Raw genomic sequence first — 16,335 nt, forward strand, 5'->3', positions numbered from 1 at the left:
TTTCTGGACAATGAAGATCCCTGTGGGAGCTGGCTTGCCAGCGATGACGGACTCAGGGTCGATAGTTTTGTCGACTGACACACCGCTATCGCTGGCAAGCCAGCTCCCACAGGTTATGTGTGCGTCTTCGTGAGTGTGCCCATTTAAGGAACTACGCAGTGAACAGTATTTTCAAGCTGCTACTTCAGCGTTTGGCATTGGGGCTGTTATCGCTGCTGGCGGTGTCAGTGATCATTTTTCTCGCGGTCGGCATGCTGCCGGGCGATATCGCCCAGGCCATGCTCGGCCAGGCCGCCACCCCGGAAACCGTGGCGGCGTACCGGGCGCAACTGGGGCTGGACATGCCGCCGCTGACCCGTTTCGGGCACTGGATCTGGCAACTGCTGCACGGTGATCTCGGCATGTCGCTGGCCAACCAGCGGCCCATTGCCGATCTGGTCGGCACGCGCCTTGGCAATACCTTTAGCCTGGCGTTGCTGGCGGCGCTGATTTCGGTGCCCTTGGCCCTATTGCTGGGGATGCTTGCGGCCTTGTATCGCAACAGCTGGTTCGACCGCCTGCTCAATACCTCGGCCTTGAGTGCGGTGTCGTTCCCCGAGTTTTTCGTGGCCTACATCCTGATCCTGGTGTTCGCGGTGAAGCTCAACTGGTTCCCGAGCATTTCCAACCTGGCGCCGAACGCTTCCCTTGGCGAGGTGCTGGAGCGCTCGGTGTTGCCGGTGGCGACCCTGAGCCTGGTGGTGATCGCGCAGATGATGCGCATGACCCGCGCTTCGCTGATCAACCTGCTGGCCAGCCCCTACATTGAAATGGCCCGGCTCAAGGGCATCAGCCAGTCGCGGATCATCTTCTGCCATGCCTTGCCAAACGCGCTGGCGCCCATCGTCAACGTGGTGGCGCTGAACCTGGCCTATCTGGTGGTGGGGGTGGTGGTCGTGGAAGTGGTGTTCGTCTATCCGGGCCTCGGCCAGTTGCTGGTGGACTCGGTGGCCAAGCGCGACATTCCGGTGGTGCAGGCCTGCAGCCTGATCTTCGCCGCGACCTACATCCTGCTCAATACCAGCGCCGACGTGCTGTCGATTGCCAGCAACCCGCGCCTGATGCATCCGAAGGGGTAAGCCATGGGTCTTTTAAAACAAGTAGTGCGGGCGCCGCTGAGCGCCCAATTCGGGCTGCTGGTGATCGTGCTGTACATCCTCGTCGCCGTGTTCGCCCCAGTGCTGGCGCCGTTTGGCGAAACCCAGGTGGTGGGCGAGGGCTTCGCACCGTGGGGCGGGCAATTCCTGTTGGGCACCGATAACCTGGGACGCGACATGTTCAGCCGCCTGGTCTACGGTGCGCGCAACACCCTGGGCATTGCGTTCCTGACCACGGTGCTGGCGTTCCTGCTCGGCGGATTCGGCGGGCTGATCGCGGCGATCAAGGGCGGTGCGATTGATCAGGGGCTGTCACGGGTGGTGGACATCCTGATGGCGATTCCGCAACTGATCTTCGCCTTGCTGATTCTCAGCGTGGTCGGCACCAACGCCACGTCGCTGGTGCTGGTGATCGCGCTGCTGGATGCGACCCGGGTGTTTCGCCTCTCAAGGGCGGTGGCGATGAACGTGGTGGTGCAGGATTTCGTCGAAGCGGCGCGCCTGCGCGGTGAAGGGCTGTGGTGGCTGGTGACCCGGGAAGTGCTGCCGAACGCAGCGGCACCGTTGATTGCCGAGTTCGGCCTGCGTTTCTGCTTTGTGTTCCTGTTCATCAGTGCGCTGTCGTTCCTCGGTCTTGGCATCCAGCCGCCCACCGCCGACTGGGGCAGCATGGTGCGCGACAACGCCGTGCTGATCACCTTTGGCGACATCAGCCCGTTGCTGCCCGCTTTGGCCGTGGCATTGATAACGGTCAGCGTCAATTTCGTCGTCGACTGGATGCTGCACAAATCCAGCGGCCTCAAGGAGTGCTGAACATGACGACATCCAAACCTTTGCTGGAAATCCGCAATCTGCATATCGAAGGTCACTACGAAAACGCCTGGCATCCGCTGATCAAGGGCATCGACCTGACCCTGCAACGGGGCGAGGTGCTGGGGCTGATCGGTGAATCCGGGGCCGGCAAGTCGACCCTGGGACTGTCGGCCATGGGCTACACCCGTGACGGATGCCGTATCACCGGCGGCTCGGTGCATTTCGACGGCATCGACTTGCTCAAGGCCAAACCGGAAGCTCTGCGACAGTTGCGCGGTTTGCGCATCGCCTACGTCGCCCAGAGCGCGGCGGCCTCGTTCAACCCGGCCCATCGACTGATTGACCAGCACGTGGAAACCGCCGTAAAAAACGGCGGCATGAGCCGCGAGCAAGCGATGCGTGAAGCGGTGGAGCTGTACCGTGTACTGCGCCTGCCTAATCCCGAAAAGATCGGCCAGCGTTATCCGCATCAAGTGTCCGGCGGCCAGTTGCAGCGGGTCATGACCGCCATGGCCATGGCCTGCCACCCGGACCTGATCATCTTCGACGAGCCGACCACTGCGCTGGACGTCACCACCCAGATTGAAGTGCTGGCGGCGATTCGCGATGCGGTGAAGACCTATGGCAGCGCCGCGATCTACATCAGCCACGACTTGGCGGTGGTGGCACAAATGGCCGACCGCATCATGGTGCTGCGCCACGGCAAACTGGTGGAGGAGGCCGAGACCCGCAAGATGCTCGGCGACCCACAGGAGGACTACACCAAGTCGCTGTGGGCGGTGCGCAGTTTCCGCACCGAGCCCAAGGCTTGCCCGGAGCAGGAAAAACCGCTGCTGGAGTTGCGTCAAAGCTGTGCCAGCTACGGCGATCAACCGGTGCTGCACGATGTCTCGTTGAAACTGTACAAGGGCCAGACCTTGGCGGTGATCGGCGAATCCGGTAGCGGCAAAAGCTCGACGGCGCGGTTGATCACCGGTCTGCTGCCGCCGACCTACGGCGAAGTGCTGTACGACGGCCAGCCACTGCCGGCGGACTACCGCCAGCGCAGCAAGGAGCAACTGCGGCGCATCCAGATGATCTACCAGATCCCGGACACGGCGCTCAATCCGCGCCAGCGCATCGTCGACATCATCGGCCGGCCGCTGACGTTTTATCTCGGGCTCAAGGGCAAGGCCATGCGCGCACGGGTCGCCGAGTTACTGGAGATGATCGAACTGGACCCGGCCAAGTACATGGAGCGCCAGCCTCGTGAATTGTCCGGTGGGCAGAAACAACGGATTTGCATCGCCCGGGCACTGGCGGCCGATCCGCAGTTGATCATCTGCGACGAAGTCACCTCGGCCCTTGATCAACTGGTGGCCGAAGGCGTATTGAAGCTGCTCAATCGTATTCAGCAACAGCTCGGTGTCGCTTACCTGTTCATTACCCATGACGTCGCTACCGTGCGCGCGATTGCCGATGAAGTACTGGTGATGCAACGGGGCAGGGTGGTGGACCACGGTTCGCGCAGCCAGATTTTCACTCCGCCGCATCAGGATTACACCGGGCTGCTGTTCTCGTCAGAACCACAAATGGACCCGGACTGGCTCGACCGCCTGCTGGCCAGTCGCGCAATGAATTCAAACCCTACGCTGGAAAAAGTCTAAGGAATCACCATGAAAGTACTGATCGTCCACGCGCATCCCGAGCCGAAATCCTTCACCGCCGCCCTGCGTGACCAGGCCGTCGCCACCCTTGAAGCCCAAGGCCATGAGGTGCAGGTCAGCGACCTGTACAAGATGAACTGGAACCCGGTGGCCAGCGACGCCGACTTTTCCTCCCGGGAAAACCCCGAGTACCTGGTGTACGCGCTTGAACAACGTTTGGGGGTGAAAAGCCAGTCACTGGCGGCAGACATCCAGGGCGAACTGGACAAACTGTTGTGGGCCGACCTTTTGATCCTCAACTTCCCGATCTTCTGGTTCTCCGCCCCGGCCATGCTCAAGGGCTGGATCGACCGGGTGCTGGTGTCCGGCATCTGCTACGGCGGCAAGCGGTTTTATGATCAGGGTGGTCTGGCCGGCAAGAAAGCGCTGGTGACCGTGACCCTGGGCGGGCGTGAGCACATGTTCGGCGAGGACGCGATCCATGGCCCATTGCAGGACATGCTGCGGCCGATCCTGCGCGGCACCCTGGCTTATGTTGGTTTTGATGTGCTGGAGCCGTTCGTTGCCTGGCATGTGCCGTATATCAGCGACGAGGCGCGCCAGCAATTTTTGGTTGATTACACCCAGCGCCTGCAACACCTGAGCGATGAACAACCGCTGGTGTTTCCGAAACTGTCGCAGTTCGATGAAATGCTCTATCCACTACTTAAACCAGCGACCGCCGAGGCCTGATCAACACCCCCAACCCTGTGGGAGCGGGCTTGCCCGCGATGAGGCCATCAGCTGCAACATCCATGTTGACTGACCCGACGCTATCGCTGGCAAGCCAGCTCCCACAGGAGAACCATGTCTTCTCCATATAGCGATCCACCCCTGGATTGTTCTGAATACGCAAACACTGAAGTCGCCGAGATTGGAATTGTTGGGGTAGTGGCGGGCTTGTAGCCTCCATTACGCCGAACACAGCGATCTGCCAACGATCAAGTGGAGCCCGGGCCAGGGCTCATCAAGACAGACACTACAACGTCATACCTTGCTTTCGGCCTCATGCCCCCTCGGGGGTTGGTGCCTAATAAAAATAAGGAAGGCAGGTATGAGTATTCGTGCATGGGTCTGCGCAGCGACCCTGTTCGCCCCCGTTCTGGGTGTGGACGTTTTGTTTCCCTCAATGGCCCGTGCAGCGGACGACCCGATGGGCTCGCTGGTGCGCAATGTGTTCGGCGACAGCCTTGAGCGTGAACACGGCATCAAGGTCTACGGCTGGGGCCAGGTGGGTGTGATCTATAACAACAACGGCACGGATGACGTCAGCAAGCAGAGTTTTTTCAATACCGATGAAGGCGTGAACCTCAACCAGTTCGCCCTGGCCGTGGAAAAGAAGCCCAAGAGCAATGTGGTCGGGCGCGTGGGGCCGTTTCCCGGCGCCATGCCACAGGAAGCAGATTGGGGCTTCAACGTGACGGCGCTTTACGGCAAGGATGCACGCTACTTCAAGACCTACGGCTGGGACGAAGACTTGGGTGTCAACCGCGACAACAAGGCTGAAGACCCGGCGTTCACCATTGCTCAGGCCTACGTCGATTTTTATTTCCCGGTACTGGGTGGCTCGGACCTGATGATCGGGATCTTTCATACGCCGCTGGAAAATGAAATCGGCTTTGCCTTGCCGTCACCGGCGCCGACGGACTTCTACTCCCATACCTATTCATTCATGCACGGTCCGGCCAAGCATGCCGGTGCGTTGTACTCGTTCAAACTGCCGTCGGCGCCGGGCGAAAGCATGCTCGGCTTCGAACTGGGCGTGGTGCAGGGCTGGAACAACCTGCAGGACCCCAACCATGACCCCGATGTCATCGCCAACGTGCGCTGGCGTTCGGCGGATTTCAGTACCTGGATCGACTGGGAAAACATCTATGGCAACGGTGCCGGCGATAGCTTCGCCGAGTGCAGCTGTGGTTCGCCGATACCCGCCGGCACCAAGGATGACGACTACAAGCGCCTGGCGTCCTACCTGACCTTGTCCCAGGTGATCGACCCGAACAATCGCGTGGCGCTGGAGCTGAACTACGGCAAGCAGGAGCAGGGCGCTTTCGCCGGGTTCGCCAACAAAAACGATGGCACCTGGTACGGCACGGACATCAACTGGTATCACCGAATCAGTGAAAACCTGATGTGGAACAGCCGCGCCGAGTGGTTCTACACCGATGCGCCGGTGCACGTGATGATGGCCAACATCGACCCGAACACAGGGATTCCCGACCCGACCTGGGGCAGCTTCTACGGCGTCACCACAAACCTGGCCTGGACGCCGACACCCAACGTGCGCCTGCGCCCGGAACTGCGTTACGACATCCATTCCGGCCCTGGTCGCGATGCCTACGCCGATGGGCAAAAGGACTCGCAAGTGGTCGCGTCCTTCGACGTCAGTTTCTTCTTCTAATCCGACGCTTTCGCTAACCCGGCGTGATGGCTCAACCCACACGTTGCGCCCTTGTTCGCCCAGACGTTGCCGGCTCGTCGCCGCACTGGAGTAATTTCATGACAGACAATAACGATAAAAATCTGTTTGGTCGCGACTTCTCACGTCGTGATTTCCTGCGCAGCAGTGGCGTTGCCGCCGGCGGCATCGCTCTGGCGAGCCTGCCGTTCAACTTCGCTCTGGGTAGCGAGCGGGTGATCAAACTCGGCTATGTCAGCCCGCAGACCGGGCCGTTGGCGCCATTTGCGGCGGCCGACAACTACATCATCGAATCGCTCAAGCAAACGCTGAAGAACACCCTCAATGTGGCCGGCAAGGCGTACCGACTCGAAGTCATCGTCAAGGACAGCCAGTCCAACCCCAACCGCGCGGCGGAGGTGGCGAGCGAGCTGATCCTGTCGGATCAGGTCGACCTGATGTTGGTGTCGTCGACGCCGGAAACCACCAATCCGGTGTCCGACCAATGTGAAATCAACGAGATCCCGTGCATTTCCACGGTGGCGCCGTGGCAGCCATGGTTTTTTACCCGTGGCGGCAAGCCCGATCAGGGGTTTGAGTGGACCTACCATTTTTTCTGGGGCTTGGAAGATGTGATTGGCACCTACACCTCGATGTGGGGTGCCATGCAGACCGACAAGGTGATTGGCGGCCTGTTTCCCAACGATGGCGACGGCAATGCCTGGGGCGATTCGAAGCTCGGGTTCCCACCGGTGTTGGCGCAGAAGGGTTTCCAGTTGGTCGATCCCGGTCGTTTCCAGAGCCTGACCGATGACTTCTCGGCGCAGATCGCTGCATTCAAAAAGGCCGAGGTCGACATCGTCACCGGCGTGGTCATCCCGCCGGACCTCACGACGTTCTGGACCCAGGCCCGTCAGCAGGGCTTCAAGCCCAAAGCGGTTTCTGTGGGCAAGGCGTTGCTGTTTCCCACAGCGGTCGAAGCACTGGGCAAGGCCGGCAATAACCTGTCGACTGAAATCTGGTGGAGCCCCACGCATCCATTCAGTTCTTCGCTGACCGGCGCCAGTGCCGGACAGCTCGCCCAGGGCTTCACCCAGGCCACCGGCAAACAGTGGACGCAACCTTTGGGCTTCGTGCATGCCCTGTTCGAACTGGCGGTGGACATTCTCAAGCGCACCGAAGAAATCGGTAACCCGCAGGCCGTGCGCGATGCCTTGCTCAAGACCCATCTGAACACTGTGGTCGGGCCAATCAGTTGGGACGGCGGCCCGGTGAAGAACGTGGCCAAGACACCGCTGGTCAGCGGTCAATGGCGCCTGGGCAATGACAACAAATACGACTTGATCGTGACCAGCAATGCCAATGCTCCGGCGATCCCGTTGGGCGGCGAGATGCAGGCCATTACCTATTGATCGCGCTCAAGCAAACAGGTGCACCATGCAACAGCCACTGCTGCAACTAAACGATGTGCATAAAAGCTACGGCTCGGTGAAGGTCACGGATGCGATGAGCCTGACCCTGAAGCCAGGCGAAGCCCTGGGCATCATCGGCCCCAACGGTGCGGGTAAAAGCACGCTGTTCAACCTGATCGCCGGTGGCGTGGCGGCGGACAGCGGCAGCATCCATTTCGAAGGTCGCAACGTCACCCGAGAGCCGGTGTTCAAACGTTGCCAACAAGGCATCGGCCGTTCGCACCAGATCCCACATCCGTTCGTGAAAATGACGGTATTCGAGAACCTGCTGGTGGGCGCGACCTTTGGCGCCGGGTTACCCGACAAGGACGCCAGCCAGTGGTGCGCACAGACTCTGGAACTGACGGGACTGATGCGCAAGGCCAATGTCCTGGCCGGTTCGCTGACCCTGCTCGACCGCAAACGCCTGGAAATGGCCCGTGCGTTGTCGACCCGGCCGCGCCTGTTGTTGCTGGATGAGATCGCCGGTGGCCTGACCGAGCCGGAATGCCTCGAACTGGTGGAAACCATTCAGGGCATCCACAAAGCCGGCGTTGCCATTATTTGGATCGAACACATCGTCCATGCCTTGCTGGCGGTGGTCAGTCGCCTGACGGTGATCAACTTCGGCGCCAAACTGGCCGAAGGCGAGCCGCGCAGCGTCATGGCCGATCCGCGGGTCCAGGAGATCTATATGGGCATCGGGAGCTGACACATGACGACGCATGCAAACCTGCTGTCCATCGACAGTCTCTGCGCCGGCTACGGCGACTTCCAGGCACTGTTCGACATCAGCCTGACGTTGGATCAGGGCGAGACCGTAGCGATCATCGGCTCCAACGGTGCGGGCAAATCGACTTTCCTGCGCTCGCTGGCGGGGCAGATAAAAAACAAGCCGGGCGCGGTCACGTTCAGGGGCCAGGCCATCGGTGATTTGGCGGCCAACCAGGTGATCGAGCGCGGCATCGCGCTGGTGCCGGAAGGCCGCAAGCTATTTCCATCGCTCACCGTCGAGGAAAACCTGCAAATCGGCGCCTATAGCAAACGCCCGGGGCCGTGGACGCTGGCCAGGATCTACCAGCTGTTTCCGGTGCTGGAAAAACTGCGCAAGCGCCCCGGTACCGCGCTGTCCGGTGGCCAGCAGCAGATGGTTGCGATTGGCCGGGGCTTGATGGCCAATCCGCACTTGCTGCTGTGCGACGAGATCAGCCTGGGACTGGCACCCACCACGATCAAGGACATTTATGCAGCACTGCCTTCGATCAAGGCCGACGGCACCACGGTGATTCTCGTCGAGCAGGACATCAATCAGGCGCTGAGTGTCTGCGACCGTTTCTATTGCTTGCAGGAAGGGCGCGTGTCCCTGACCGGCCGCCCTGGAGACGTCGACAAGGCACAAATCAAAGCCGCGTACTTTGGGGTTTAGTGATGGAATGGATCAATACGCTTCTCCAGGGCATGTTGCTCGGCGGCCTGTACGCGATGTTCGCGGTGGGGCTGTCGCTGATGTTCGGCATCATGCGCCTGGTCAACATCGCCCATGGCGACTTCATCGTCCTGGCTTCGTACCTGGCGCTGATGGTGGTCAACCACCTGGGTTTCAGTCCGCTGGCAAGCCTGGTGATCGTCGTGCCCGTGATGTTCTGTTTTGGCTACGTTCTGCAGCGCGGCCTGCTCAACCGGACACTCGGCCAGGACATCCTGCCGCCGCTGCTGGTGACCTTCGGCCTGTCGATCATCGTGCAGAACGTCCTGCTGGAGTTTTTCAGCGCGGACAGCCAGAAGCTGTCCCAGGGTGACCTGGAAGTCGCCAGTGTCGGTTTCGGCGGACTGAGCGTGGGGATCATGCCGCTGATGGTGTTTGGCAGTGCACTGCTGATCATCGGCGGCCTGCAATTGCTGTTCTACAAAACCCCTTTGGGCCGGGCTTTTCGCGCGACCTCCGATGACCAGCACACCGCACGGCTAATGGGCGTGAACAACGCCCATATTTTCGGCCTGGCCATGGCGCTGGCGATGGCGGTGGTGTCGATCGCCGGAGTCTTCCTGGCGATTCGCACCAGTTTCGACCCGACCGTAGGGCCGGCCCGCCTGTTGTACGGATTCGAAGCGGTGATCATTGGCGGCCTGGGCAGCCTGTGGGGCACCCTGGCCGGCGGGGTGATTCTCGGCATTGCCCAGGCGCTGGGCGCGAAAATCGATCCCGGCTGGCAAATCCTCGCCGGTCATCTTGTGTTCCTGCTGATCCTGGTCGTGCGTCCGCGTGGCCTGTTTCCCCGGAGTGTCGACTGATGAATGCCTTGAACAATCCTGCGCTGGCCTATCGCGTACAACGCACGACGACCAGCAGCCTGATCGGGCTGTCAGTGTTGGGGGTGTGCGTGCTGCTGTTGATCAGTGCGCCCTGGTGGGCCGACCGTTCCAGCCTGCGACTGGTGGTGGAGTTCGCCTATTACCTGGCACTGGCGCAAATGTGGAACCTGTTGGCCGGTTACGCCGGCCTGGTGTCGGTGGGGCAGCAAGCGTTTGTCGGCCTGGGCGGCTATCTGTTGTTCATGCTGTCCACGCAACTGGGGGTTCCGCCCTTGTTAGCCGTGTTGCTCTCGGGTGTGCTGGTGGCGCTGTTGGCGATTCCCACGGCCCTGATCGTGTTTCGGCTGCGTGGCGCGTACTTTGCGATAGGCACCTGGGTAGTGGCCGAGGTCTTTCGCCTGGGGCTGGCGCAGATGAGCAGCTTGGGCGGCGGCTCCGGGCAAAGCCTGCCGGCGTCCATCGTCCGGCAAATCGGCACTGACCGGGACGGGCGCGAGATGCTGATCTACTTTACGGCGCTGGCCATCGCCATTGGCGCCGTGGCGGTGGTGTTCTTTTTGCTGCGTTCGCGACAGGGCCTGGCGCTGGCGTCGATACGCGATTCCGAACCGGCATCCGGCAGCCTGGGCGTCAACACGTTCCGGACCAAGTTGATGGTGTACGTATTGGCGGCCGGTTGCACAGGTGTGGTCGGTTCGCTGATCTTCCTGCAAAAGCTGCGGATTTCACCGGACGCGGCGTTCAACCTGCAAGACTGGACAGCGGTGGTGATCTTCATCGTCATCATCGGCGGCATCGGTACGCTGGAAGGGCCTTTGATCGGCACGCTGATTTACTTCGCGTTGCGCGGATGCCTGGCTCAGTACGGCGCCGTTTACATGATTATTCTCGGCGTGGTTGCGGTGGTGATGATGCTCAAGGCGCCGCAAGGCGTGTGGGGCTTGACCAGTGAACGCTTGGGGTGGCAGGTATTCCCGATGCAACGGCGTCTAACGGCGCACACAAACCTGTAGGAGCGAGCTTGCTCGCGATGGAAGTACAGGCACTGCGCAGTGTCAGGCAGCCAGCGTTATCGTTGACGTCCATCGCGAGCAGGCTCGCTCCTACAAGGATCTGGAGCGCAGGCTGCCGACAGGCTAACCTCGAGATACACCAAAAATAAAAGCCTCCAAGAGCCTTCCCATGGATCGTTTACTCAGTATCGAAGCCTTCGTGCGAGTTGCCGAGACCGGCAACTTCGCCAAGGCGGCCCAGCAATTGGGCGTCACCCGCTCCGTGATCACCCACCGCATTCAACAACTGGAACAGTTCGTCAACGCGCCACTGTTCCATCGCAGTACACGCCACGTGCGTCTTTCCGAGGTGGGCGAGACCTACTACAAGGAATGTGCGGACATGGTCGCGAGCTTCAATTCGCTGACCGAGCACATGCGCGAACTGCGCGCCAAACCCACCGGCAAGTTACGCGTGCAGATGCTGCCAGGCTTTGCCATTGGTCACTTTGGCAGGATGCTGGCCGAGTTCACCCGGCTGTACCCGGACATCGAGGTGGACGTCATCGTCAATGACCGGGTGGTGGACCCGATCGAAGAAGGCTTCGATGTAGCGTTTCAGATGTTCCCGCCCATGGCCGAGACCCTGATCGAGCGCAAATTGTTCAGTGTTCGCCGGCTGTTTTGCATGTCACCCGACTATGCCGAAGCATTCGGCGTGCCCACGCACCCCCAGGAGCTGCTGCAACACAAAATCGCCTTGTATGAGGGCTATCCATCGCGTAATCGCTGGATCTTTAACCACGGCGACGAACAGGTAGAACTGAGCCTCCCGGGCCAGGTGCGTTCGAATTCGGTGCATTTGCTGCGTGATTACGCCAATACCGGGGTGTGTATCGTCTGTTTGCCGACGCTGGTCGCCAGTGACGACCTGCTTAGCGGCAGGCTGATTCCGGTGCTGCCGGAGTTCGCGCTGTCCTCCTTCAACTTTTCCGCGGTGTATCCCGCCACCCAGCGCCGGGCCTTGAAAGTGCGCACACTGATCGACTTCCTGGTGGAAAACTTCGGCGACGAACCGTGCTGGGACAAGCCCTTGCTGGAGCGTGGTTGGGTGCGTTGAGTATCTCCGCCCCTTGCTCGCGATGGACGTCAACGATAACGCGTCCTGCCTGAGTGGGCGCGTTGTCCGGGCGTTTATCGCGAGCAAGCTCGCTCCTACAGAGAAACCTGTGCGCCAACAGTGTTTGCGTTTCGCGAACACTGTTGTCGCCGACACTCTAATTGTTCGAGGAACAGGTGCGACGTACTGTTGGCTCACTGTTACTACAACAACAAAACGGTGAACTCCATGAGTAGCGCGGTAATCGAAACGGTGTTCGGCTCGCTGGACAATTACAGCAAAGGGTCGGTTGAAATCGTCAGCGGCCAGGCCAGTCACTACGCCTTCTCGAACATTTTCGAAGTGGCGCAACAATCCCGTCCTTATGAAAAAGTCGTGGTCGGCCTGAACCTCGGCTACGTCGTTGAAACCCTGCGCGCCGAAGGCCAATCGCCTTGGTACACGGCAGCGCACGACGAATTCGCCATCGTCATGGACGGTGAAGTACGGGTGGATTTCCTCAAGCTCGATGAGCCATTGAAAGACGGCGAAGGCACTCGGCTGGCCGGTGACGTGCCAGGGGGAAAACCGATGGGCTATGTCCTGCTAAAACGCGGCCATCAGTGCCTGCTGCCAGCCGGCACCGCCTATCGCTTCGAAACCGGCCGCCCGGGCGTGATTTTGCAGCAGACCATCAAGGGACCGTTGTCGGTCGAGAAATGGGCAGACATCTGCTTCAAGTGATCAGCCCAGCCAACCCCAGCCAACAAAAACAAAAGGAATCCCGTCATGGCCATGCTTGAAACCCCAGCCGAATCTGCCCTGTTTGCCGACGATGACGTCAAAATCAGCCCGCCTCATGCCGTCACCGGTTACTGTTCATTCCAGCTTGGCGCGTTCGAACTGTCGCGCGACGAGTACTTTGCCCGTATCACCTGGCCCGCCAAAGGCCAGACCCGTTCGCACCTGATCCCGGTCGATGCCTTTCTGCGCGCCTTGATGCGTGATGTGGCCTGGGGCTTTTTCTATGGTTGGGTCAATTTCGACCACGTCATTGGCACCCGCAATTACTACGGCAAAGTCGACCTATATGCCGGCACCTTCAATGGCACGCTCAAAGAGGCAGGGGTCAACTACACCGAAAATTTCGAAACGCCGCTGATCATGGCTACCTTCAAGGCGATCCTGCGCGATTGGACCAACGCCACCTTCGATCCGTTTGCCGCGCCTGAAGAAACCGGCAGCGCATTCGGTCGCAAGAACGGCAATAACCTCGAAGCCATCGAGCGCTTTCGCATCGCCACCAAGCGCATGCCGGGCCTGCCGGGCGATTCGCCGCTGCGCAACGACCTGCCGGTCAATCGCCAGTTCATCGATGTGTCCCAGGATGAGCCAGAGGTTCATGCCGCCGAAGGCTTCGAAGGCGAGTTGCATGCCTTCAATCTGTTCAAGTACCTGTCGCGCTCCGACGTGACCTGGAACCCATCGGTGACCTCGGTGTGCAGGGCCAGCCTGTTCTGCCCGACCACTGAAGAATTCATCCTGCCGGTGTTCCATGGCAACGACCGCGTCGAGTGGTTTCTGCAGCTCTCCGACGAGATCATCTGGGATGTCGGCGACAAGGACGACGGCAACCCGCGTGCCCGCATCACCATGCGTGCCGGTGACATTTGCGCCATGCCCGCGGACATCCGCCATCAGGGCTATTCCACCAAGCGTTCGATGCTGATGGTCTGGGAAAACGCCACGCCCAACCTGCCGCAACGCTACGAAAGCGGCGAGCTCAAGCCGTACCCGATCGAGTTCTAAGACAGGGTGTCTGGCCCGGTGCGCATCGGGCCATATGTTCAAGAATCAAATCGTCAGACACTGCGCCAGCGGCGCGGTGCGAGGAAAATATCATGCAAAATCAGCTCTATATCGATGGCCGTTTCGTTAATGCGGTCGCCGGCGGCACCATCGACGTGGTCTCGCCCCATGACGGTTCGTTGATCACGCGCATCGCTGCGGCGGAAGCGGCTGACATCGATCTGGCGGTTGCCGCCGCCAAACGCGCTTTCCCGGCCTGGTCTGCCTTGGGCGCCGCCGAGCGCGGGCGCCTGTTGCTCAAGCTGGCGGACAGGATCGAGGAATGCAGCGAAGAGTTGGCGCAGCTGGAATCGCTGAACACCGGGCATCCGCTTCGCGATTCCCGTGGCCTCGACGTGCCGCGCACGGCAGCCTGCTTTCGCTATTTCGGTGGCATGGCCGACAAGATCGAAGGGGCGGTGATTCCGGTCGAAGCGGGTTTTCTCAACTATGTGCAGCGCAAGCCGATCGGCGTGGTGGGGCAGATCGTGCCCTGGAATTTTCCGCTGATGTTCACCAGTTGGAAAATGGGTCCGGCGCTGGCGGCGGGCAACACCATCGTCATCAAACCGTCGGAAATCACGCCGTTGTCCACCTTGCGCATTGTCGAGCTGATGTCTGAAGTCGGCTTCCCCAAAGGCGTGGTCAACGTGGTGCCAGGGTATGGCCATACCGCGGGCCAGGCGCTGGCGGAGCACCTGGATGTGGGCAAGATTGCCTTCACCGGCTCGACTGCGACCGGACGCCGGATCGTCGAAGCGTCGAAAAGCAACCTCAAGCGTATTCAATTGGAGCTTGGGGGCAAGGGCGCCAACATTGTGTTCGAGGACGCCAACCTTGACGCGGCGGTCAACGGCGCGGCCTGGGCGATCTTCCACAATCAGGGGCAAGCCTGCATCGCGGGTTCGCGTCTGATCCTGCATAAAGACATCGCAGACCGGTTCCTCGAACGTTTCATCGCCTTGGCCAAGTCCATACGCTTGGGCGATCCGCTGGACCCGGAAACCGAAATGGGGCCGTTGACCTCGGCGCTGCACCGTGATCGCGTGATGGCTTACATCGATATCGCCATCGAGCAGGGCGGCAAGATCCTCGCAGGCGGCAAGGCGCCGGACGACAAGGCCCTCGCCAATGGATTCTATGTCGAACCGACTATTGTCGAGGCCAAGCCCAGTGATCGTGTGTGCCAGGAAGAGGTCTTTGGTCCGTTCGTCACCGTCGTACGCTTCAGCACCGACGAGGAGGCCTTGGCCATCGCCAACGGCAGCGAGTACGGTCTGGGCAGTGGTTTGTGGACACAGAACCTGGCCCGTGCGCACAAAATGGCGGACTCGATTCACGCCGGCATGTGCTGGATCAACTGCTACAAACGGGTCAACCCGGGCAGCCCGTTTGGCGGTGTCGGGCAATCGGGCTATGGCCGTGAAATGGGTTTCGAGGCGATCCACGATTACACCGAAGCACGCTCGGTCTGGGTCAACGTTGATGCTCAAATCGCTCCTTACTACCAGCGTTGAGGCCTGCCATGAATCCTTTTGTTTACCAAAGCCTGCCAACCCGCGTGGTGTTCGGCTGGGGCAAGCTCTCTGCGCTGGCCGAAGAGATCGATCGCCTCGGCGCCCGTCGTGCGCTGATCCTGACCACGCCTGAACAGCACGGGCTTGGCGAGCAGGTGGCGGCGTTACTGGGCGAGCGGGCGGCGGGTGTCTACCCGCACGCCGTGATGCACGTGCCACTGGAAGTGGCGCAAGCGGCGCGGGTCGAGGCGGCGCGGCTGGATGCCGATTGCTGCGTGGCCATCGGCGGTGGTTCGACCATTGGCCTGGGCAAGGCGATTGCCATGGATTCCGGGTTGCCGATTGTCGCCATACCCACGACCTACGCCGGCTCGGAGATGACGCCGATCTACGGCTTGACCGAAAACCGTCTGAAGAAAACCGGGCGGGATCCCAAGGTACTGCCCAAAACCGTGATCTACGATCCGCAATTGACCCTGACCTTGCCGGTGCAGATTTCAGCCTGTTCGGGCATGAACGCCATGGCCCATGCCGTTGAAGCGCTGTACGCCCAGGACGCAAATCCAATTATCGGTTTCATGGCCGAAGAATCGATACGCTCACTGGCGCAAGCGTTGCCGGGCGTGGTCAATGACCCGAATGATCCTGACGCGCGCAGCCGGGCGTTGTATGGCGCGTGGCTGGCGGGCATTTGCCTGGGCTCGGTCGGCATGGCCTTGCACCACAAGCTTTGCCACACCTTGGGCGGAACCTTCAATCTGCCCCATGCCCAGGCGCACGCCATCGTTCTGCCCCACGCTGCCCATTACAACCGTGAAGCGGCAGCCGGGCCGTTGCAACGAGCCGCGCGGGCTCTGGGTGGCAGTGAGGCCAGTGAAGTCGGTGCCTTGTTGTACGCGCTGAACCAGAAACTGGGTATCCCACTGGCGCTGGCGGACATCGGCCTGCCCGAAAACGGTCCGGCGGAAGCCGCGCAAATTGCCTGCGCCAGCCCTTACTACAATCCAAGACCGTTCGAATTAGGCCCGATTGCAGTGTTATTGACCCGCGCCATGAAAGGCCTGGCGCCAGCCTGAACTCACC

General features: G+C 60.7%; 15 protein-coding genes. All 15 read left to right on the plus strand.

Translation table 11 applies throughout. The annotated features are described in order from the left end of the window. The first annotated feature begins 158 nt into the window (after positions 1-158). Positions 159-1,118, plus strand: a complete 960-nt coding sequence (locus ACSFE6_RS13460) for an ABC transporter permease (RefSeq protein WP_435428063.1) — start codon at positions 159-161, stop codon at positions 1,116-1,118. A gap of 3 nt (positions 1,119-1,121) precedes the next feature. Beyond that, positions 1,122-1,949: an ABC transporter permease gene (locus tag ACSFE6_RS13465; protein WP_435428064.1), complete on the plus strand. Its 828-nt coding sequence runs from the start codon at positions 1,122-1,124 to the stop codon at positions 1,947-1,949. A gap of 2 nt (positions 1,950-1,951) precedes the next feature. Then, positions 1,952-3,595 (plus strand): ABC transporter ATP-binding protein, encoded by a 1,644-nt coding sequence (locus ACSFE6_RS13470; RefSeq protein WP_435428065.1) that lies wholly within the window; start codon positions 1,952-1,954, stop codon positions 3,593-3,595. 9 nt (positions 3,596-3,604) lie between these two features. Next, positions 3,605-4,327: an NAD(P)H-dependent oxidoreductase gene (locus ACSFE6_RS13475; protein WP_435428066.1), complete on the plus strand. Its 723-nt coding sequence runs from the start codon at positions 3,605-3,607 to the stop codon at positions 4,325-4,327. A gap of 361 nt (positions 4,328-4,688) precedes the next feature. After that, positions 4,689-6,035: an outer membrane beta-barrel protein gene (locus ACSFE6_RS13480; RefSeq protein ID WP_435428067.1), complete on the plus strand. Its 1,347-nt coding sequence runs from the start codon at positions 4,689-4,691 to the stop codon at positions 6,033-6,035. Positions 6,036-6,133: 98 nt separating this feature from the next. Then, complete coding sequence (locus ACSFE6_RS13485; protein WP_435428068.1) at positions 6,134-7,444, plus strand: ABC transporter substrate-binding protein; 1,311 nt, start codon at positions 6,134-6,136, stop codon at positions 7,442-7,444. Positions 7,445-7,469: 25 nt separating this feature from the next. Further along, on the plus strand, positions 7,470-8,195 hold the full coding sequence (locus ACSFE6_RS13490; protein WP_435428069.1) for an ABC transporter ATP-binding protein: 726 nt from the start codon (positions 7,470-7,472) through the stop codon (positions 8,193-8,195). 21 nt (positions 8,196-8,216) lie between these two features. Beyond that, positions 8,217-8,909 carry an ABC transporter ATP-binding protein gene (locus tag ACSFE6_RS13495; RefSeq protein ID WP_435428096.1) on the plus strand — a complete coding sequence of 231 codons (693 nt, stop codon included), beginning with the start codon at positions 8,217-8,219 and terminating at the stop codon, positions 8,907-8,909. Positions 8,910-8,911: 2 nt separating this feature from the next. Next, positions 8,912-9,775: a branched-chain amino acid ABC transporter permease gene (locus ACSFE6_RS13500; protein ID WP_435428070.1), complete on the plus strand. Its 864-nt coding sequence runs from the start codon at positions 8,912-8,914 to the stop codon at positions 9,773-9,775. Next, a complete protein-coding gene (locus ACSFE6_RS13505; protein ID WP_435428071.1) occupies positions 9,775-10,809 on the plus strand; it encodes a branched-chain amino acid ABC transporter permease in 1,035 nt (344 codons plus the stop codon). Before ACSFE6_RS13500 ends, ACSFE6_RS13505 begins: the two co-directional genes overlap by 1 nt. Before the next feature lie 169 nt (positions 10,810-10,978). Further along, on the plus strand, positions 10,979-11,908 hold the full coding sequence (locus ACSFE6_RS13510) for a LysR substrate-binding domain-containing protein (protein ID WP_435428072.1): 930 nt from the start codon (positions 10,979-10,981) through the stop codon (positions 11,906-11,908). Between the two features lie 228 nt (positions 11,909-12,136). Next, the gene (locus tag ACSFE6_RS13515) at positions 12,137-12,631 is read left to right on the plus strand and encodes a hydroxyquinol 1,2-dioxygenase (protein WP_435428073.1); all 495 of its coding nucleotides are present in this window, start codon (positions 12,137-12,139) and stop codon (positions 12,629-12,631) included. Positions 12,632-12,676: 45 nt separating this feature from the next. Then, positions 12,677-13,696 (plus strand): hydroxyquinol 1,2-dioxygenase, encoded by a 1,020-nt coding sequence (locus ACSFE6_RS13520; RefSeq protein ID WP_435428074.1) that lies wholly within the window; start codon positions 12,677-12,679, stop codon positions 13,694-13,696. A 92-nt stretch (positions 13,697-13,788) separates the two neighbouring features. Beyond that, positions 13,789-15,252: an aldehyde dehydrogenase family protein gene (locus ACSFE6_RS13525; protein WP_435428075.1), complete on the plus strand. Its 1,464-nt coding sequence runs from the start codon at positions 13,789-13,791 to the stop codon at positions 15,250-15,252. 8 nt (positions 15,253-15,260) lie between these two features. Beyond that, entirely contained in the window at positions 15,261-16,328 is a 1,068-nt protein-coding gene (locus ACSFE6_RS13530) for a maleylacetate reductase (protein WP_435428076.1), read from the plus strand. The last annotated feature ends 7 nt before the right edge of the window (positions 16,329-16,335 follow it).

The sequence above is a fragment of the Pseudomonas baetica genome, assembly GCF_051216495.1.
Classification (GTDB): Bacteria; Pseudomonadota; Gammaproteobacteria; order Pseudomonadales; family Pseudomonadaceae; genus Aquipseudomonas; species Aquipseudomonas baetica_B.

Excerpts from the sequence above, each read along its gene's own strand:
- ACSFE6_RS13465 (WP_435428064.1), top strand. The coding sequence starts at position 1,122 with ATGGGTCTTTTAAAACAAGTAGTGCGGGCGCCGCTGAGCGCCCAATTC.
- ACSFE6_RS13470 (WP_435428065.1), top strand. The coding sequence starts at position 1,952 with ATGACGACATCCAAACCTTTGCTGGAAATCCGCAATCTGCATATCGAA.
- ACSFE6_RS13475 (WP_435428066.1), top strand. The coding sequence starts at position 3,605 with ATGAAAGTACTGATCGTCCACGCGCATCCCGAGCCGAAATCCTTCACC.
- ACSFE6_RS13480 (WP_435428067.1), top strand. The coding sequence starts at position 4,689 with ATGAGTATTCGTGCATGGGTCTGCGCAGCGACCCTGTTCGCCCCCGTT.
- ACSFE6_RS13485 (WP_435428068.1), top strand. The coding sequence starts at position 6,134 with ATGACAGACAATAACGATAAAAATCTGTTTGGTCGCGACTTCTCACGT.
- ACSFE6_RS13490 (WP_435428069.1), top strand. The coding sequence starts at position 7,470 with ATGCAACAGCCACTGCTGCAACTAAACGATGTGCATAAAAGCTACGGC.
- ACSFE6_RS13500 (WP_435428070.1), top strand. The coding sequence starts at position 8,912 with ATGGAATGGATCAATACGCTTCTCCAGGGCATGTTGCTCGGCGGCCTG.
- ACSFE6_RS13505 (WP_435428071.1), top strand. The coding sequence starts at position 9,775 with ATGAATGCCTTGAACAATCCTGCGCTGGCCTATCGCGTACAACGCACG.
- ACSFE6_RS13510 (WP_435428072.1), top strand. The coding sequence starts at position 10,979 with ATGGATCGTTTACTCAGTATCGAAGCCTTCGTGCGAGTTGCCGAGACC.
- ACSFE6_RS13515 (WP_435428073.1), top strand. The coding sequence starts at position 12,137 with ATGAGTAGCGCGGTAATCGAAACGGTGTTCGGCTCGCTGGACAATTAC.
- ACSFE6_RS13520 (WP_435428074.1), top strand. The coding sequence starts at position 12,677 with ATGGCCATGCTTGAAACCCCAGCCGAATCTGCCCTGTTTGCCGACGAT.
- ACSFE6_RS13525 (WP_435428075.1), top strand. The coding sequence starts at position 13,789 with ATGCAAAATCAGCTCTATATCGATGGCCGTTTCGTTAATGCGGTCGCC.
- ACSFE6_RS13530 (WP_435428076.1), top strand. The coding sequence starts at position 15,261 with ATGAATCCTTTTGTTTACCAAAGCCTGCCAACCCGCGTGGTGTTCGGC.